Source organism: Roseimaritima sediminicola (assembly GCF_009618275.1).
Taxonomy (GTDB): domain Bacteria; phylum Planctomycetota; class Planctomycetia; order Pirellulales; family Pirellulaceae; genus Roseimaritima; species Roseimaritima sediminicola.
The window spans coordinates 1-18962 of record NZ_WIAD01000030.1 but is presented as its reverse complement, the minus strand read 5'-3'; the positions used below and the strand labels follow the sequence as shown (position 1 = coordinate 18962).

Sequence of the window (18962 nt, the reverse complement as noted above, 5' to 3'; positions counted from 1 at the left end):
CCTATGCCACAGAGTAGCTCGGCTGTCCCAGCCGAGAAGCGGTTTTTTTACGGCTGAGACAGCCGTGCTACTTTCACAGGCTGGAAGCCTATGCCACTGGCTGACAGGCTTTCTCCAACAACTTGATCCAGGGCCCGACGTAGTGTCCGTTGTCGTGGAATGTTCGCCCGGAGACCAGGTTGCCGTCGACCACGCAGGGCTCGTCGACGAACACGCCGCCGCAGACCTCCAAGTCGAACCGGCACTTGGCGACCGTCGCCATCCGCCGGCCGCGCACACAATCGGCATAGGCTGGGATCTCGACGCCGTGACACACGCTGGCGATGGGTTTGTCCGCGGCAAAGAAATGTTTGGTGATCCGCACCAGATCCTCGTCGTAACGGATGTACTCCGGAGCGCGACCGCCGGAGAACAGGATTCCGGCGTACTGTTCGGGATCCACGTCGGCGAAGGCGATATCGGCTTCGATCGTGTAGCCCTCCCACTCCTTGGTGATCGTCCAGCCCGGTTTGACCTCGTGCATGACCATCTGATACCGCCGCCGCTGCGGCGCGGCCACGACCGGCTGAAACCCGGCTTCTTGCAAACGGTAAAACGGGTACATCGTGTCCAGCGTCTCGGCCGCATCGCCGATGATGATCAAGACTTTGGGTTTGGAAGGGCTCAATGTTCTCTAGCCTCAAGCTGGTTGCTGGGTCTCAAATCTACTCGCCACTCGCCACTAAAACCTATCCCCAAACTCTGGCGAGTTCAGCTACGACGATCATCAACCAAAAACCGACAACTAACAACCACATGAGCTGAGCGCGTCGACGATCAGGCGGTGCGGCCCCAGCGGACGGCCGACCACCAGGCGACAGCCGGGATGGCGCCGCCGCGCTTCGGCGACCTGGCCTTCGATCGCTCGCTCGAGCTGACCGGCGAACAACAGATGCGGCTGGACCACGACCGAGGCGTCCGGATACCGGCGGCAGACCGCGTCCAGCACGCCCGGCAGGGCGGGCTGGGCCATCGCATAAAACGCCGTACGAACCGCCGCGAATCCGCCGCGATTGCCGGCGGCATGGTGATCGCGGAGCGTGCGAAAGACGCACTCCGAAAACAGTCGCATATCGGCCTGGGCACACACATCCGGGGTCCCGCGGCCGACCATCACCAGCACCGAACGCCCCGCCTTGCCGGACTCGCCCTCGCGGCCCGAGCCCGCTGCGCCGGCGAATCTCTCAGCCGCCTGCAGCACCCGCTGGCAACTGCGGCGGATCACCTGGGGACGCCGCGAGAGGGCGCGGCCAAAGTCCAACGCGACGCCGGGCGTTGCGGACGCACAACGATGCAGCTCCGCGGGGATATCTCGCTTGGCATGCCCGGCGGAAAACAACAGCAGCGGCACCGCGTGGATGCGCCGGACGCCCTGCGCGACCAGCCGCTGCCACGCCTCGGCGATATCGGGAGGCCGCAGCTCGAGAAAGCAGCCTTCGACCGGGCGGTCATCGATCCGCTGCCGCAGCCGCCCCCGCAGCCGTTCGATCAGCTGAGCGAACTGCGCGGCCCCCTGCTCACAGCGGGTTCCGTGCCCGACGATCAACAGACCGCCGGGCGAGTCAGCGTGGCGAGCGTTCATGGAAGAGGTCTGCGACTGGGGGGTCGACGGCCCGCCGAAAGCTACTCGGCAGGACCTAATTAACTTTGCTGGAGTCGCCAAAGCCGGCTTCGGCCAGGGCCTCGATCGCGGACTGGGGGTCAAACCCGTCGGCGACCTTGACGTTGACCTGGCGATTGTCGATCACGCCTTCTTCCTTCTGCTCGGCCAATTCGACTTCGACCACGCCGGCCTCGTTTTCCAGCGTTTCCTTGACGGTCGGGTAGCAACCCACGGCACAGTGCATCTTGGGCACGCTGAGGGTCACCAACTGGGTCGGACCGGCTGCGGCGGAGGCTTCGCCGTCAACTTGGTCGACCATGGCTTGATCCGCGGCGTCGACCGCCACTTCGGCTGGTGAACTCTCGGCGACCGGTGGCCCTTGGGGCCTCTGGCTGACGTAATAGATCAGTCCGGCGGCGACCAGGATGGCCACGATATAGGCGGCAAGACGCATGGGAGGGGTCCTCGTTGGCGGAAAGAAAAAAATCGGACACGGGACAAAGGTGGTCTGCGGCCGGTTGTGACGGCCAGCCGGCGGCGGCCTCGACGGATTTACCGCTGCGCTGCTACATTACGCCGTTTATACGACCCACTAGGCTCCCCACCGTGCCGCGGGAACCTATGACATCGATGGCCAAGGCGTCATTATATCCGCCCGAGCATTATCGCAAACACTCCCCTAATCCGCCCAAAAACGCCGTGATCCTGATCCTCAAAACCGGTGCCTCTACAGAACAGGTCGACCACGTCGTCGAACGCGTCGAAGCGTTAGGGCTGCAGGCGCACCTCAGCCGTGGCACCTACCGCACGATTGTTGGCATTATCGGTGACGAAGACAAGATTTCCGAAGATTCCCTGCGTTCGATCCCCGGGGTCGCTCAGGTGATTCCCGTCCTGCCGCCCTACAAATTGGCTTCCCTGGAAGCCCATCCGCAGCGCTCGGTGATCGACATCAGCGGCGTGAAGGTGGGCGGTGGTCACTTGGGCATGATCGCCGGCCCCTGCTCGGTCGAGGAACCGGAGCGGATGGACCGGATCGCCAAAGCCACCCGCGCGGCCGGAGCGAATCTGTTTCGCGGCGGCGCCTACAAACCCCGCACCAGCCCTTACGCCTTTCAGGGGCTGGGCGTTGAGGGCCTGAAAATCCTTCGCGACGTCGGCCAGAAATACGGCATGCCCGTCGTCACCGAAGTCACCGACCCCCGCAACGTCGAGGTCGTCAGCGAGTACGCCGACGTGTTGCAGGTGGGAGCCCGAAACATGCAGAATTTTGTGCTCCTGACCGAGGTCGGCAAATCGTCGCGGCCGGTCCTGCTCAAGCGGGGCATGAGCGCCACGATCCAAGACCTGCTGATGAGCGCCGAATACGTGCTTTCCCAGGGCAATCCCAACGTGATCCTCTGCGAGCGGGGGATCAAGAGTTTTGACAGTTGCACTCGCAACCTATTCGATGTGGCCGCCGTTCCGGTCCTGGCCGGGCTGACCCACCTGCCGGTGATCGTCGACCCCAGCCACGCCACCGGGCGACCGGACCTGATTCCGCCCTGTGCCCTGGCCGGATTGGCCGCCGGTGCCGATGGGGTTCATATCGAAGTTCACGACCAACCCGAAGTCGCCAAGAGTGACGGCCCCCAGGCGCTGCTGCCGGATCAATACGCCGAACTGGCCCAGCGCATGCGCAGCATGGCCGAACTGCTTGGCAAAACCATCTCACCACCTAACCCCGAGGCCGCCGCGTGACCCGTCGCACCCTGATCGCCGGAAACTGGAAAATGAACACCCGCCGCGACTCCGCCGCCGCCCTGGCGAAAGGCGTCGTCGACGGATTGAGCGATTCGACCGATGTCGAAGTCGTCCTTTGCCCGCCGTCGGTGTACCTGGCCGCGGTGGAAGAATGCGTCGTCGGCACCCATGTCGCCCTGGGCGGCCAGAACCTGTGCGCCGAAGGCGACGGAGCCTTCACCGGCGAAGTCAACGCGGCAATGCTGACCGATATCGGCTGCGGCTATGTGATCCTCGGCCACAGCGAACGCCGTCAGTTGTTCGGCGAAACCGATGCGGACGTCAGCAAGAAACTGCACGCCGCCCTGGCCGGCAACCTGATTCCGATCGTGTGCGTGGGCGAAACCCAGCAGCAACGCGAAACGGGCGAAACCGAACAGGTCGTCCGCGAGCAGGTCAAGGGCTCGCTGGCCGGACTGGACGAAGCTCGGGCCGCCGGCATCGTGATCGCCTACGAACCGGTCTGGGCCATCGGCACGGGGCTGACCGCCACCCCCGAACAGGCCGAAGCCGTGCACGCCTTCATCCGCAAACTGCTGGCCGAAGATTTTGGCGAAGACGTGGCCGGCCAAATCCGGTTACAGTACGGCGGCAGCGTCAAACCGGCCAACGCCAAGGAATTGCTCGGCCAAGAGAACATCGACGGTGCCCTGGTCGGCGGCGCCAGCTTGAAAGCCGAAGACTTCCTGCAAATCATTGCTGCAGCCTAACGTTTAAACCAAACCGTCCCGCATCCCATCGATCCCTGCCACAGGGGAGCCCTTTCGTCATGACGCCTGTTTTCGGATTCGTCGGCATGTTCCTGGGATGGACCATGTCGCTGTTGTCGATTTTCCTGATTCTATTGGTCCTGGTCCAACGCGGACGCGGGGGCGGTCTGACCGGCGCCCTCGGCGGCCCCGGCGGCCAGAGCGCCTTCGGCAGCAAAGCCGGCGACATGTTCACCAAGATCACCAGCGTCGTGGCCCTGGTCTGGATCGGACTGTGCGCCGTGGCAACCGCCTCGCTGGGCGAACCGCAGTTGACCGAAGACGACCTCGATGAGGACGTTCCCGGGCTGATCAGCCGTGAACCCGAAGACGCGACGACCCTCTCGTTCCCCTCACCCACCGATACCGACCTCGGCGAACCCGGCCTCGGCGCTCTCGAAACGGACGACGCCGACGCGGCGGGCGATGCCGACGACGTCACGCTGACCCCCGCCGCTAGCGACGATGCTGCGGGTGACGACGCCGCGGGTGACGACGCCGCGGAGGCCGACGAAGCCCCCGAAAGCGAAACCTCCGAACCCTGAGTCGTGATCCAGGCAACGAGCCCCCCAGCGGACGACGAGGCAACGCGATGCCACGCAGCATGACCGGCCAGGGTCAGGCCCGCCAAAGCGGCGAGTTCGGCCTGATCAGTGTCGAATTGCGAACGGTCAATAACCGCGGCTTGAAACTGACCACGCGACTCGACGAGACGCTCGGCGGGCTGGAGGCGCGCGTTGAAGCGCTGCTGCGGCGGCGTCTGCACCGCGGGTCGGTGCAGTGCCGAGCCGGACGCGAGCGCACCGACCAGGCCAGTCGCTACGAGATCGATGCGTCGGTCGTCAAAGGCTACTACCAGCAACTGGACAAGCTGCACGGCGAACTGTACGCCGCGGCGCCCATCGACCTGACCCAATTGGCGCTCCTGCCCGGGGCGGTGCGCGAACGGGACGCGGAAGAGGACGACCAGCAGGCGCTGTGGTCGGAGCTGCAGACGGTGCTCGAAGCGGCGATCGAGAACCTCAATGAGATGCGCGACCAAGAAGGCCAGGCGATGCAGGGATCGCTGGAGGCCGATTGCCGCACGATCGCCCAACACCTCCAGGGCATCGTCGCTCGCTCTCCCCAGGTTGTGGCCGCCTATCGCGATCGCTTGCAGAGCCGCGTCGACGCTTACCTGGCCGAAAAGGGCCTGGAAGTCGCCCAGCTGGATATTCTTCGCGAGGTCCAGCTGTTTGTCGATCGCAGCGATATCAGCGAGGAAGCCACTCGTCTGGAGGCGCACCTGGACGCTTTCACCGCTCATCTGGGGGCCCCGGGCGCCAACGGCCGTAAGCTAGACTTTGTTATTCAGGAAATGTTTCGCGAAACCAATACGATCGGCAGCAAAGCCTCGGACAGCGAAATTTCCGCACACGTCGTTGAAATGAAATGCGCTTTGGAGCGGATGCGTGAATTGGCCCAAAACATTGAGTAAACCCGAGCAGGTGCGGCAGACCGCCCTGGGCCGTTTAATTGTCATATCCGGCCCCAGCGGTGCTGGAAAATCGACGGTTGTCCGGCGCTTGCTGCAGAAGTGCCCGCTGCCGCTGGAGTTGAGCGTCTCGGCGACCACGCGTCATCCGCGGCCCGGCGAAGTCGACGGACGCGAGTACCAGTTCCTGACGCCCGAGCGTTTTGCCCAGCTGCGCAGCGAGGGCGCCTTCCTGGAATGCAAGGAGGTTTTCGGCCTCGGCCGTTGGTATGGAACCCTCCGCCAGCCGGTTGCCTCTGGCCTAAAAGCCGGCAACTGGGTAATTTTGGAGATTGACGTCGAAGGCGCTCTCGAGGTGATGCGCTGCGACTTGGATCCGATTACGCTGTTCATCCACCCCGGCGACCGCCAGGAACTGGAGCGACGTCTGCGGACTCGCAAGACCGAAACCGACGCTCAGATCGCGGCTCGACTGGCCACCGCCGACGCCGAATACGAAGCCCTGCCGTACTACCAACACCTCGTCATCAACGATCAAGTCGAACGGGCGGTCGACGAGATCTGCACCATTCTCAAACAATATCAGGACGGCTGACGCCATGCTGGAAGAACTGAAAGAAGAAGAGATCGTCAAGAAAGTCGGCGGCCGCTTCAAGCTGAGCACGCTGATCCAAAAGCGGATGGTCCAGCTGAATCAGGGCAGCCGCGCCCTGGTCAACGTGGACACGCATGACAAAATGTCCATCGTGCTGCAAGAAATCATGCAGGACAAAATCATGCTGAACATGGACAACCAAGTGATTTCGCTGGAAGAGATGGCTTCCGCCAGCGAAGGTCCGGATCTGGAATCGATGGACTTATGAGCCGCGTTGGCAAACTGGTCGTGGGCGTGGGCGCGGGGATTGCCGCGTTTAAAACGGCCACGCTGGTCAGCCAATTGGTCCAGTCCGGGCATCGGGTTCGCGTCGTCATGACGCCCGCGGCCCAGCACTTCATCGGCGCCTCGACGCTCTCGGCCCTCAGCGGCGCTGCGGTGGCCGGCGAAAGCTTCGATCCGGCTCGCTATCCCCTGGGCGCCCACATCGAAGTCGTCCAGGACGCCGACCTGTTGATCGTCGCCCCGGCCACGGCCGATCTGATGGCGAAATTCGCCCACGGGATCGCCGACAACCTGCTGTCCACCCTTTGGCTGCAGGCCGCGTGCCCGGCGCTGCTGGCGCCGGCGATGAGCAACGTGATGTGGGAAAAGCCGGCCGTCCAGCGCAACGTCGCCCAGCTCCGCGCCGACGGCGTCCACTTCGTCGGTCCCGACGAGGGCTGGCTGAGCTGCCGCGAGCGCGGCGCGGGCCGGATGAGCGAACCCGAGGCGATCCAAGCCGCCGCCGAAGCCCTGCTCAGCGAGCCGTAGCCGAACTCGCCCGAGTTTGGACAGCAAGCGTCCCAAACGCTGATTGCAAACCGCCAATTGTCAATTTGCTGATTCGATGTATGGGAACGAATGTTCCTAAATCGCGGAGCGATTGATTGTGGTAGCCCCAAAGCGCGAGCCTGGGGAAACGTAAACACCACGAACAAAAGCCCTGGAAGGGCGACAGGAAGTCTGGCCCTGGAATTCGTGTCGTCCCTCTGGGACTGGCGCGCGGGTGTGGGGGCGGCACCCCAGGCTCGCGTCTGGGGCTACCACATGTCGCCACTGGCGTGGCTGCTGCGCCCGAGCTTCGCACCCCTTACATAGATTCCGTTAGAACCAGGAAATCTCAAATCGCAAATCGCAAATCGCAAATCGAGCACGAGCACGAGCACGAGCACGAGCACGAGCACGAGCACGATTTAAACCGCCACTCGCCACTCAAACTCGAACTTCCAAACTCTGGCGAGTTCAGCTACGGCAACCAACAACCAACAACCAACAACCAACAACCAACAACCAACAACCAACAACCAACAACCAACAACCCTACGCCACGTCGCCCAGTTCCAGCACTTTGCCGTAGCGGCGCAGGACTTGTTTCTTTAGCGCCGCATAGGCGGGGTCGGACAGGTCGCCATCGGCGTCGATGATCTCCTGAGCCAATTGCCGAGCCACCTGCAGGATGGCCTGGTCGCGCTGCAGATCGGCGATTCGCATCGGTGGCATCCCGCTTTGCCGCGTGCCCAGCAAGTCGCCGGGACCGCGGAGCCGAAAATCGGCTTCGGCCAAATCGAATCCGTCGGACGTGTCGGCAAATACCTGCAACCGCTCGTTCTCCTCGGGCGATCCTTCGGCGTCGGTGAACACGCACACGTGCCCGGCCACCGGCCCCCGCGAGACGCGTCCGCGGAGCTGATGCAGCTGGGCCAGCCCAAAATGTTCGGCGCCCAGAATCGTCATCACCGTGGCATTGGCGATATCGATCCCCACTTCGATCACCGTCGTGCTGACCAATACCTGGGTCCGGCCCTCGGCAAACCGCTGCATCGCGGCTTCCTTCTCGGCAGCGCTCATCCGCCCGTGCAGCAGCCCCACGCGGTAATCGGCCAGCGGTCCTTCGCGAAGCTGGTCGTACACCACCTCGGCCGCCGAAACGTTATCCGCAGCACCATTGTCGCCGGCGAAGTCATCCGCTCCGAGCGTTTCTTCGTCGGACGTCTGCTCATCGCCACCGTCGCGCACCCGTGGCGTCACGACGTACACCTGGCGGCCTTCGTCCAGCCGCTGCCGCACGAACTGCCACCAGCGGTCGCGCCAACCGTCGCGGGCGAGGTAGGTGTTGACGGCTTTGCGTCCCGGCGGTTTTTCGCGGAGCGTGCTGACGTCCAGGTCGCCGAACAGGGTCATCGCCATGGTGCGGGGAATCGGCGTGGCGGACAGGACCAGGTAATGGGGGTCGAGCCCACCGCTGCGAAGCGCCGCCCGCTGGCCCACACCGAACTTGTGCTGTTCGTCGATCACCACCAACCCCAGCTTCGCCGCCTGCAGGTCGCCGTACAGCAGGGCTTGGGTGCCCACGACCACATCGACGTCGCCGGCGGCGATCGCGTCCAAAACCTGCTGTCGCTCGGCGGAGCGCAGCGTCCCGGTCAACAAACCCAACCGCACGCGGCTGCCCGCCATCGCTCTCTGTAGCGTCGCGAAGTGTTGGCGAGCCAGGATCTCGGTCGGGGCCATCATGACGGCTTGATGCCCGTGGGCCACGGCCAACAGCATGGCGTACTGCGCGATCACGGTTTTGCCGCTGCCGACGTCGCCTTGCACCAAGCGGTTCATCGGGAACTGCCGCGCCATGTCGCGCCCCACCTCGTCGATCGTCCGCTGTTGGTCGCCGGTCAGGGCGAAGGGAAAGCGTTTACGGATGCGGGTGTCGATGGCGGGGCTGGGCGACAGGGGCGGAGCGGCCAAGTCGGTGGTCAGCCGCCGCCGGCGCAGCGCCAGCGCCAACTGCAGCACGAACAATTCCTGGAACACCAGCCGCATGCGAGCGGCCGTCAAACGCTCGCGGTTGTCCGGCACATGGATCTGGCGCAGGGCTTCGCCGATCTCCGGCAGCGGCGTTCCCAGCCGTTCTCCCGCGTCTCGGCGTAGCTCCTCCGGCAGCACCTCCGGGACCTGACCGGCCAGCTCGCCGGCCACCGCGGCGATCACGCGTCGCAGCTGCGGCTGCTTGATGCCTTCGGTCAACGGGTACAGGGGCAGGATCTGGCCTGCCGGAGGCGGCTCGTCCAGGGCCAGCGGCGTCAGCTGGGGATGCGTGAACTGCATCCGCAATCCCGACAGTTTTGGCGTCCCGGAAACCAACACGCGCATGCCGCGCTGGAGGTTTTCGCGGCGATAGGGCTGGTTGAAGTACATCACTCGCACCGCGCCCAGTTCGTTCTCGATCAGGATGCCCAGCGTCGTGCGTCCGCCCGCCGCGGTCCGCATTTCCATCTCGGCGATCGTCCCGACGATCGCTGCCGGAACGCCCTCGCGGAGCTGGTTCAGGGGCGTCAGGGCCGAGGGAAACTCGTAGTCGCGAGGAAAAAAGAACAGGGCATCGCCGGCGGCCCGCAAGCCGAGCCGGGCGAGCAAGCGAGCTCGATCGCGCCCAACGCCCGGCAAGTACTGCAAGTCGCTGGACAGCTGCAGCGGTGCCGCGGAATCGGACGAGTCAGCCGGCGGGGCAGTGGAGTGTTCGGACATCGCAGTCAACGAAAGAGCGGCGAAGGGAATCGGTGTTTTATACCGCAACCAGACACCAGCAACCATCCAAAGTCTGGCGACTTCAGCTACGGCGCAAGTCCGCTCGGACGACTTGAATCAAAATGACAAAATTTTCCCGGATCGCTCTATCCCCGCCGTTGGCGCTTTCGCTAGCCTACCCCGACGGAATGGATTCCGATGCCATCGACCCAACGAACGGTTCCGTTCCAGACCCGCATGAGGCCGCCTTCCCGCGTGCTAGCTGACTCGACCGCCCCCCGGTCGCCGCTGGCTGCGACGTTTCGGGTGGCACCCCAGTCCTTTGTCGGCCAAGGAGGAGCCAGACACATGTATTTGGAACGGATCGATATCGACCAACAGGGACCGCTGCAGCGAGTGCAGTTGGGACCCTTCTCTCCCAAACTGAACGCCGTTCTCGGCCCCTCCGGCTCGGGTAAAACCACGGTCCTGCGTTTCCTGCGCGAGATGATGCAGGGCGATCGTCGGTTGAGCAATCTGGCCGACCCCCAGCGGGGACGCGTCGTGTGGGCCGCCCGCGATGGCCTCTGGCACTGCGTTCGCGATTCCGATGGACGCTACAGCACCCAACTGGAACCGCGAGGCGGCCGTTCGCTCTCGTCCCAGCCGGCCTCCCACACCGGTTTCGAAACCTGGTCGCCGGCGATCATCGACGGAATCGTCACCACCAGCAACCATCAGTCGATCCTCTCGGCCGTCGTCGCGGCCCAGCGAGCCGGCTTGGACACGACCGTGATGGCCGCGCCGACGCACTACGGCGAAATCACCCGTCTCGAACGTCGTATCGCCGAACTCGATCGCCTGCTGGCCGACCTGGAACCGGACGCCGAACCGATTCCCGGCCTGGAGCGACGCCGAACGGAATTGATTGCCGAACTGGCCCAGATCGATCGCTTGGCCGCCGAGCAGGAACAGTGCGCCGAACACGACGCCCAGCGGCTGCGGCTGCTGGAGTGCGAAGCCGATGTCGACAGCGATATCCGGCGGCTGCGTGAGCAGGAGGTCGAATTGCGACGCGTTCTGGCCGAGATCGACGCCGAACTGAAGGCCGACGCGGGCGTCCCTCGCGTCGATTCCACCCGCCGGGCGATCGCCGAAACCCATCGCCGGCAACTGGAAGACCTGGACGGTCAACTGCTCCGCTGGGGACGCACCCTGCGGGACATCCGCCAGCTCCGCGATCGCCTCGACGCGGACCTCCAGCACGAATCGGGCTGCCGCTGTGGCGCGACGCCTGAACAAGAATCGCTGCATGCCCTGGAAGCGAGACTGGAAGCGACCCAGCGGGAGATCGATCACCTGGTCCGCCATCGCAGCGAGATGCTCAAGCGGATCGCCACCGAACACCACGTCTCGCACGAGCAGATCGAGGCCACCTTCGGCGACTGGCGGCAGTGCCAGGACCATCCGCACCTGTACGAGTGGTTGCTCAGCGAAGGCTGCTCCGCGCAGTGGTGTGATCGGGACGCCCACGAGCGGCGGATCGCACGCCTGGAGAACGACCGCACGGAGACCGCCCGCGAGCTGGACGGTACGCTCAACCGCCTGGAAACCAGCCTCACCGAACTGCGCCGGCTGCGTTCGGAGCGTGCCCGGTTGCCGGAACGAACCCCGCGGCCGCAGCTGCGAGAGCGTGCCGCGATCGTGCGGGAACTGGATCACGTCCGCGACCTGCTGGCCCGCGACACCCGCCGCGGCGACTACCTGCGTCAGCGGGAAACCTGCTTGCAGCAGATCGCCCGCCTGCGTCGTCCGGTCACCACGCATCAATCGTCGCTCGCCCCGCGTGCCAGCCATTGGCTGCAGCGACTGTCCGGCGGTCGTTACCAGGACATCCGTTGGCGCGGCGCCGAACCGACGGTCGCCGGGACGCATTACGAACCGGCGATCGGCCAGGGCATCTCGATCGACGGCCGCAGCGACAACTACCTGCCCAACGACGATCGTTACATCGCCGCCTTGGCGATTCGGCTGGCCGCCGTCGACGAACTGGCCCGCCGCGGCCACGGCGTACCGCTGTTGATCGAAACGCCCAGCCTGCTCGATTCGCTTTCTCAGACGACCGTCCGTTACGACGACGGTTATGGCGAGTACCGGCACGAGTACAGTGCCGCGTTGCCGCGTTGGTTGGAAACCGTCTTGGACTTTGCCGATGCCGGGCATCAAACGATCCTGCTGACGCGGAGCCGCCAAGTGGCCGACCGCGTGTCGCTTCGCGGCGGCACGATCCACCACCTGCGCTCGCAGGGACACCGCACCGTCATCCAGCCGTCGGCGCCGCGGTACGCCCCGCTGGACATCAACCGCGATCTGGACATGGCTTGGCGCGAAGCCTACATCGGCTTCGCCGCCGATCCGGCGCCTCGCACGACCACACCGCCGCTGGAAGTCTACTCGGCGTATCCCAATCCCGAAAACTTCTCGGCTCGCCGCTACGAACCGGCCGCTTCCGCCGGGCCCGCCGATACGTCGCCGCGCCGCGATGCGGCTCCCAGTCCGTTCTTCCTGACTGCCGACAGCCCCGTCGATCAGGCCCCATCGGTCGATGCCGTCGCGGCGGCCCGTCTGCGCGACGTCGGTATGTCGCGAATCGGCCAACTGATGGCGGCCGATCCGGCTCGCTTGGCCGACTCGCTGGGAATGCCACAGGTGGACGAACACGCCGTGCGGCGCTGGCAGAATGAAGCTCGACTGATGTGCCGCGTGCCCCAGCTGCGCGCCTTCGACGCTCGCGTGCTGGTCGGCTGCGGCATCACCGATCCCAAACGCCTGGCCGGCATGCATCCGGGCGAACTGCTCGAGAAAGTCGAAGCGTTCTTCGCGACCGAGCGAGGTCGTCAGATCCTCCGCAGCGGCAGCAGCAGCGAACTGTCGCGGATCACCAGCTGGATCGCCGCAGCGAACCGTTCGGTGGCTCGCGAAGGTCGGCATGGTCGCCGCGCCCCGCGGCACCAGAACTCGCCGAGCACGAACAACAACCGCGCGTCGGCATCGCTGAGCGGAGCGCCGCGTCCGGCCGCCGAAGCCGACCGCTTCGCCCCGGCCGCGCGGGACGCCGAAGGCTTTGACCGCAGCGGTTACGACGGTACGCAGGACCGCCCTGCGGGCTCGTCACGTTCGCGCAAAGAACGTCTCCGCAGCCAACGCCGTCGACGCCGCAGCAGCGAATCCGGCCAGCGCCACGAGATCGCTCAGGACGTCGTCAGCATGTCGCCGCGGGCGACGGAAGAAACCGAGGTCGCCTCGGCGACGTCGGGCACCGAGCGGCAATGGCGTTTCTATCTGGAACGCAAAAGCCCCATCGTCGACGCTCCGACGATCGGACCACGCACGGCGAACAAGCTGGAAAAGATCGGCCTGTACACGGTCGACGACCTGCTCACAGCCGACGCCGAACAGGTGGCGATGGAATTGAACAATCGTCGCATCGATGGCGAAGAAGTCCGCTCGTGGCAACGTCAGTCCGCGCTGGTTTGCCGGATCCCGATGCTGCGTGGGCACGACGCCCAGTTGTTGGTCGCCGCCGGGATCTACGAACCGGAACAATTGATCGGCTACGATCCGCAGACCCTGCTCTCGGAGATCACCGCCGTGGTCGATACCACCGCCGGCAAACGAATCCTCCGCGGCTCCGATGCCCCGGACCTCGAGGAGATCACCGCGTGGATCGAGTACGCCGGCCACCATCGCGAACTGCGCGCCGCCTGATTCGGTGAGGCCGCGACTGCATCGTATCGAAGTGCCGGAGAACCTGGCCGATCGCCCGATTTCTTCGGAAGTCGGGCGATTGCTCGATCGGTCGTTTGCGGTCACCCAAGCCTTTCACGACCGGCTGGATTCGACCAAGGTCGAACAGTTTGTTGCCAGCGACCATCGTCTGGTCTATCAAACGCTGCACTGGATCGCCGAAGCTCGCTTGCCCCAGGGCAACCGATTTATCGAGTGGGGCTGCGGCTTGGCGGTCAACGCCTGCGTGGCCGCCAGCTTGGGCTGGGACGTCGTGGCCGTGGAAGCCGAAGCGGCTCTGCTCGAAGAAGCCCGCCAGATCGTCGCCCTCTGGCAACAACCGGTCGAACTGCAGCACGGCAATTTTCTGCCCCGCCGCGCCGAACGCCTGGCGGACGATCCCTATCTGCCCTCGCTGGGGCACGCCGCCGAGTCCCTCTACGATCGCTTGGACCTGGCGCTGGACGACTTCGACGTCGTCTTCGCGTATCCTTGGCCCGGCGAAGCGGATTTTTTTGAACAGGTGTTTCTGCGGCACGCCGCCGCCGGAGCGCTCTTGGTCAGCTTCCGCGGCCCCTACGACATCCAAGTCCACCAAAAACGCTAAGGTCCATTGGCACATGCACAGTCTAGCCAGTATCGAGATCGATCGGCCCATCGATGAAGTCTTCGCCTACACCAACGACAAGGTCGCGGAGTGGAGCCTGACGGTCGTCGAGAGTGAAGTGCTCGAGGACCACGATGGCGTTGGCACGACGTTTCGCTGCGTCACCGAAGAGAGAGGACGCCGGATGGAATTCGACGGCGTCATCACGGTTTGGGAACCGCCCACCAAATCCGCGATCCACCTAACCGGAAAGAGCTTCGACATCGAGGCCGAGTATCGCTTCGACGACTTAAACGGTCGCACGCGAGTGACTCAGGAATCCACCGTCACGGGCAAGGGCTTCCTCAGGATCGTGTTCTTTTTGTTCGGCTGGCTCATGAACAAACAGGGCTGTGACGCTGTTGCCAAGGAACTGCGAAGCCTGAAGGAAAAACTCGAAAGCGGTCACGCCAGCGCCCCCTCGCAGTAGAACTCGCCGATCAGCGAAAGGATCGCATTATGTGTCTGGGCACCAGTCCACGGTTTTTCCCATCAGCCGAAGGGCGCTAGCCCACGGTTCCATCTTTCCGACGTGCTTAGATGATCGCCAGGGGATTGCGTTTGGCTTCCAGCGTGCCGCGGGTGACGCCGACTCGGTTGAGCGCTTTTAATTCTTGCCACACATTCGATCCGCTCTTCTCGCCGGCCAACAGCTGACGATAGGTATTGACGATCGAAACGGCTTCGGCCGGTGACTGTTCCAGCAACTCGATACGGAACTGCCGCACGCCGCCGGCGACCAACTCGCCGGTGGCTTCCGCCGCACTCTGAGGCACAGCGTTGTACAGCGTATTGCGGCAGGCCACGTCGGCATGCAGGGGATGTTCGGTGCCGATCCGATCGCGAAGCTGCACCACGTGCCGGTCACAGGGACGACCGCAATTCGTCTTGTTGGTTCCCGGCGACATCACCGAACAAAACACGCAGTGCTCCATATGAAACATCGGCATGTGCTGGTGGATCACGATCTCCAACCACTCCGCCGGTACGGCGTCGACCAAGTCCATCAATTGTTCGCGGTTCAAATCGTAGGACGGCGTGATCCGGCTGACGCCCAACGACCGCATCCAACGAGCCGACAAATCATTGACGATGTTCATCGAAAAATCGGCGATCGCTTCGATGCCTTCATCCTGACAAAATTGAATCGCTGCTAGATTGCGACACAGGATGCCATCGGGCTGGTGACGACGCAGGACTTTCAGCAGCCCCATCTCGCCGGGCTTCTGGATTCGCACCGAACCGATGGCCAGTCGAGCGTTGTTGGCGTGCGCGATGCTGACCGCTTCGCCGTACTGCCGGACGTCGTGAAAGTCGACGTACAGGGTTTCGATCCCCGCTTGGGCGACCGCGGCCAACTGTTCCAGATTGCGGCACATCACCGCCAGCCGCGGCCCTCTCTCGGCCGACGCATCCGTTGCCTGCCGCGTCGGTTCGGCGGTCGCCCGCAGGTCTGCCAGCACGCCCTCGCGGACTTGCCGCGGGGGCGGCGTCGCGGCTTGCTGCTGCAGATCGGCGACCAGGGCGCGGCGAAGTTGATTCAGCAGGCTGACCGGAACCATCGGACCGCCCTGAATGCGAGCGGCCAGCCGGCCCAGACGATACGGCGTGCCGCCCAGCCGCCCCAGTTTTTCTTCCAGCGCGGCTTCGTCGGCCGCTCGGTTGCGCGCGACCTCCAGAGCCGCGTCACCGACCGCCGTGGCGGTGCGTCCAAAAGCGTCGCGGGCCGTCACTCGCAGCGGTTCCCCGGCGACCGCGTGGACTTCCAGATCGATCGGGCGGCGGGTTTGCGGATCCTCATTCTGATACGACTTGCGCAGCCGCCGGTTCAGATCCGGATCGTCCGACTTCCACACCCGTTGTCCGACGTACAGCTGGTTGAAATCGATGCCGCCCTTGCCGAACAACACTTCGACCTCGCGATCCTGACCGTCGGCCCGCTGGACCGCTTTGCCACCGCGCTGCAAACCGAACACACGACCGCCTTGCTGCGTGCCGTCTTCGCGCCCGCCTTCGAACCCCAAGCCGTCCCCCAACGACAGCGGACGCCACAACTCCAGCACCACCGAACGATTGGTAACGCGTTTGACAACGCCCAGAAGGATACCGCGTTTTGCCGAATCTTCGCCGGGTACCAGCATCTTGTGATCGCAACCGTTCAACCAACCGAGTGAAAAACCACGGGAAAAGGAAAGCTCCATCTCGTCCACGGCCTGCGGCGACAGGTTGACCGCACGCGACTGCATGGCCTGGTCGATGGCGTCGCGATAGTGCGACGTGATGTTGGCAACGTACTCCGGTGTTTTTAGTCGTCCTTCGATCTTCAGAGAGCATACGCCGGCATCGATCAGGTCGGGGATCGCCGCATAGCCGGCCAGGTCTTGGGGGCTGAGCAGGTAGCGGACGTCGCCCAAATCGCGATCCTCGCCGTCACAAATTAATTCGTACGGCAAGCGGCAGGCCTGGGCGCACTGGCCGCGATTGGCGCTGCGGCCGCCCAGCGATTCGCTGGTCAGACACTGCCCGGAATAGGCCACGCACAACGCACCATGGATGAAGACCTCCAGCGGCATCTCGGTCGCCCCGCGGACCTGTCGAATTTCCTTGAGCGACATTTCGCGAGCCAACACGACACGCTTGATTCCCAGCCGCTGGGCCACGGCGATGGTTTCCGCACTGGTCAGCGTCATCTGAGTCGATGCGTGGATGTCCAGATCCGGACACACCTCGCGAGCCAGCCGAGCCACACCAAAATCCTGCACCAGGATCGCGTCGACGCCCGAGCGAGCGATGCGCCGCAGGACCTTTTCCAACTGCGGCAGTTCATCGGCAAAGACCAGCGTGTTGACCGTCACATAGCCCGCCACGCCGCGACGATGCAGGGTTTCGACCACGCGGTCCAGTTCGTCGACGTGAAAGTTGCTGGCGCGGGCCCGGGCGTTGAAGCCGCAGTCCAGCCCAAAGTACACCGCGTCGGCACCGTTCTCGATGGCCGCCGTCAAACAATCCCACTGGCCTGCCGGGGCGAGCAGCTCGGGCCTGGGCAGCTCGGGTCTGGGCAGTTTGGCCGTGGGCGATTCAGGCGTGGGCGATTCAGGCGAGGGCGATTCAGCGGGCGACATAGCGGTTCGGAGGTACGCGGAGCTGCGGGACGGCCAGCGGCGGCCAGAACTGTTCTATAGTATCGCTAGGCTCGCGTTTTCAGACAGAGCCAAAACGGGCATTTTGTGCCTCGCCAGGGCGGCCTCGCCCGGTCGCCTTCGTTTGTCGTCCCAGACCATCCTTTTCTGTCAGCAGCTACGGTTATGGAAATCGTTCGCGCCGTCCAGTTGAGCGACTTGCCGGCGCTGTCGGCGTTGACCGGCCAAGCCACGCTGGGATTGACCAGTTTGCAGCTGAACAAGGCTCAGTTGCTCGAGCGCATCGAACGCTCGCATTTCGCGTTTACCCGCCGCAGCGAGTCGCCCTCGGGGGAGCCGTACGTGTTGGTGATGGAGGACAGCGAGAGCGGGCAATTGGTGGGCACGGCCACGCTGTACGCCAAGACCGGCGGCTACGAACCGTTTTACGCTTACCGGCTGCGAACCGATTACCACAGTACGGCTGGCCTGCAGCGGCCGGGCCTCCAGCACACGGTGCGCGAGCACACGGCCCTGCACCTGGAACGCATCTACGACGGGCCCAGCGAGATCGGCAGCCTGTTTCTGCTGAGGGCGTACCGGGGCCGGGGCCGCGGGCGGTTGCTATCGCTGTCGCGCTTCGCGCTATTGGCCCAGCGGCCCCATCGATTCTCCAACCGCGTCATCGCCGAAATGCGAGGCCGCTGTGATGTGCACGGCTACAGTCCGTTCTGGGAACACGTGATGCGTCCCTTCTTCGGCATCGACTTTCCCCAAGCCGACGCGCTCAGCACCGTTTCCAAGACGTTTATCGAAGACCTGATGCCGCGTTACCCGCTGTATCTGGATCTGCTGCCCGCGGAGGCTCGAGAGACCGTGGGGCAGGTGCACGAGGAGACGCGGCCGGCCGTCGCGCTGCTCGAACAGGAAGGATTCGCGACCACCGATCTGATCGACATCTTCGACGCCGGCCCGGTGCTGCAGTGTCCGGTGGACCAGATCGCCGCGGTGCGTCGCTGCCGCCGCCGCACCGCCGTGCTGGACGGGGCCGTCGATCCGTCGGCGCCGCAGCACATCGTCAGCAGCATGCAAGACGGGTTCCGGGCCGTTTTGGCTCCGGTCGCCGAGCCGGAGGAGGCGGAGCATTTGGCGATCGCGCCCGCCACGGCCGCCGCCCTGGGCATCGAGCAGGGCCAAAGCGTCTGGTGCCTGAGCCCCCATGGGTAGTTGCGGTAGCCGAACGCGCCAGAGTTTGGGGTGAGTCGAGATTTGAGATTTGAGATTTGAGATTTGAGATTTGCTGGCTCCGGCGGAATCTATGCATAAAAAAAGACGTTTACTCCCCTCTCCCCCGAAGCCTGGCGAGCCTAAGCGAGTCAGGATTCGGGGGAGAGGGGTTGGGGGTGAGGGGGACCAGCAGAGCAGCACCATTTCCGTATCTCGATGCGGTGCGGGAATCGGAAAGGCGTACACAAACAGTCATTCTGTTGCACCCGAGCCCCCTCACCCCCGGCCCCTCTCCCACCACTGCTTCACTCGCTGACGCTCGCGGCGCAGCGGGGGAGAGGGGAGAAAACGTTGTCTTTTATCGCTCCGAGCCGTACACAGATTCCGCCGGAGTCAGCA

The 18962-nt window shown here is 64.4% G+C and carries 15 protein-coding genes and 1 pseudogene; 11 read left to right on the top strand and 5 right to left on the bottom strand.

Annotated features, from left to right (window positions below; genetic code table 11):
• Window positions 1-88: 88 nt before the first annotated feature.
• The 3 genes from GE027_RS14630 to GE027_RS14620 all read right to left on the bottom strand — a co-directional run bounded on the left by GE027_RS14630 (window position 89) and on the right by GE027_RS14620 (window position 2096).
• The gene (locus tag GE027_RS14630) at window positions 89-667 is read right to left on the bottom strand and encodes a DJ-1/PfpI family protein (RefSeq protein ID WP_261344055.1); all 579 of its coding nucleotides are present in this window, start codon (window positions 665-667) and stop codon (window positions 89-91) included.
• Window positions 668-784: 117 nt separating this feature from the next.
• The gene (locus GE027_RS14625; protein ID WP_153557952.1) at window positions 785-1621 is read right to left on the bottom strand and encodes a sirohydrochlorin chelatase; all 837 of its coding nucleotides are present in this window, start codon (window positions 1619-1621) and stop codon (window positions 785-787) included.
• A 55-nt stretch (window positions 1622-1676) separates the two neighbouring features.
• The gene (locus tag GE027_RS14620) at window positions 1677-2096 is read right to left on the bottom strand and encodes a heavy-metal-associated domain-containing protein (protein ID WP_153557951.1); all 420 of its coding nucleotides are present in this window, start codon (window positions 2094-2096) and stop codon (window positions 1677-1679) included.
• Between the two features lie 245 nt (window positions 2097-2341).
• Between GE027_RS14620 and aroF the strand changes: the two genes are divergently transcribed.
• The 7 genes and pseudogenes from aroF to GE027_RS14585 all read left to right on the top strand — a co-directional run bounded on the left by aroF (window position 2342) and on the right by GE027_RS14585 (window position 7055).
• Entirely contained in the window at window positions 2342-3382 is a 1041-nt protein-coding gene (gene aroF, locus GE027_RS14615) for a 3-deoxy-7-phosphoheptulonate synthase (protein WP_153557984.1), read from the top strand.
• Window positions 3379-4134, top strand: coding sequence for a triose-phosphate isomerase (gene tpiA / locus GE027_RS14610; RefSeq protein ID WP_153557950.1), 756 nt, complete (start codon window positions 3379-3381; stop codon window positions 4132-4134). Before aroF ends, tpiA begins: the two co-directional genes overlap by 4 nt.
• A 59-nt stretch (window positions 4135-4193) precedes the next feature.
• On the top strand, window positions 4194-4718 hold the full coding sequence (gene secG / locus GE027_RS14605) for a preprotein translocase subunit SecG (RefSeq protein ID WP_153557949.1): 525 nt from the start codon (window positions 4194-4196) through the stop codon (window positions 4716-4718).
• Between the two features lie 47 nt (window positions 4719-4765).
• The gene (locus GE027_RS14600; protein ID WP_153557948.1) at window positions 4766-5650 is read left to right on the top strand and encodes a YicC/YloC family endoribonuclease; all 885 of its coding nucleotides are present in this window, start codon (window positions 4766-4768) and stop codon (window positions 5648-5650) included.
• Window positions 5625-6262 (top strand): annotated as a pseudogene (gene gmk / locus GE027_RS14595) (guanylate kinase). The gene GE027_RS14600 and the pseudogene gmk overlap by 26 nt, the downstream one beginning before the upstream one ends.
• Window positions 6247-6510 (top strand): DNA-directed RNA polymerase subunit omega, encoded by a 264-nt coding sequence (locus tag GE027_RS14590; RefSeq protein WP_153557947.1) that lies wholly within the window; start codon window positions 6247-6249, stop codon window positions 6508-6510. The pseudogene gmk and the gene GE027_RS14590 overlap by 16 nt, the downstream one beginning before the upstream one ends.
• Window positions 6507-7055, top strand: coding sequence for a flavoprotein (locus tag GE027_RS14585; protein WP_153557946.1), 549 nt, complete (start codon window positions 6507-6509; stop codon window positions 7053-7055). Before GE027_RS14590 ends, GE027_RS14585 begins: the two co-directional genes overlap by 4 nt.
• A gap of 549 nt (window positions 7056-7604) precedes the next feature.
• On the opposite strand, the gene recG is transcribed toward GE027_RS14585, so the two are convergent.
• Window positions 7605-9806 carry an ATP-dependent DNA helicase RecG gene (gene recG, locus GE027_RS14580; protein ID WP_153557945.1) on the bottom strand — a complete coding sequence of 734 codons (2202 nt, stop codon included), beginning with the start codon at window positions 9804-9806 and terminating at the stop codon, window positions 7605-7607.
• Window positions 9807-10154: 348 nt separating this feature from the next.
• On the opposite strand from recG, the gene GE027_RS14575 reads away from it, so the two are divergent.
• Genes GE027_RS14575 through GE027_RS14565 form a run of 3 tightly spaced genes read left to right on the top strand, consistent with a single transcriptional unit; the run spans window position 10155 to window position 14647 of the window.
• Window positions 10155-13553, top strand: coding sequence for a DUF4332 domain-containing protein (locus GE027_RS14575; RefSeq protein ID WP_153557944.1), 3399 nt, complete (start codon window positions 10155-10157; stop codon window positions 13551-13553).
• 4 nt (window positions 13554-13557) lie between these two features.
• Entirely contained in the window at window positions 13558-14178 is a 621-nt protein-coding gene (locus GE027_RS14570) for a class I SAM-dependent methyltransferase (RefSeq protein ID WP_153557943.1), read from the top strand.
• A gap of 13 nt (window positions 14179-14191) precedes the next feature.
• Window positions 14192-14647: an SRPBCC family protein gene (locus GE027_RS14565; protein WP_153557942.1), complete on the top strand. Its 456-nt coding sequence runs from the start codon at window positions 14192-14194 to the stop codon at window positions 14645-14647.
• A gap of 106 nt (window positions 14648-14753) precedes the next feature.
• On the opposite strand, the gene GE027_RS14560 is transcribed toward GE027_RS14565, so the two are convergent.
• On the bottom strand, window positions 14754-17339 hold the full coding sequence (locus tag GE027_RS14560; RefSeq protein WP_153557941.1) for a DUF3656 domain-containing U32 family peptidase: 2586 nt from the start codon (window positions 17337-17339) through the stop codon (window positions 14754-14756).
• A 183-nt stretch (window positions 17340-17522) separates the two neighbouring features.
• Between GE027_RS14560 and GE027_RS14555 the strand changes: the two genes are divergently transcribed.
• Window positions 17523-18563, top strand: a complete 1041-nt coding sequence (locus tag GE027_RS14555; protein ID WP_153557940.1) for an arginine N-succinyltransferase — start codon at window positions 17523-17525, stop codon at window positions 18561-18563.
• Window positions 18564-18962: the final 399 nt, after the last annotated feature.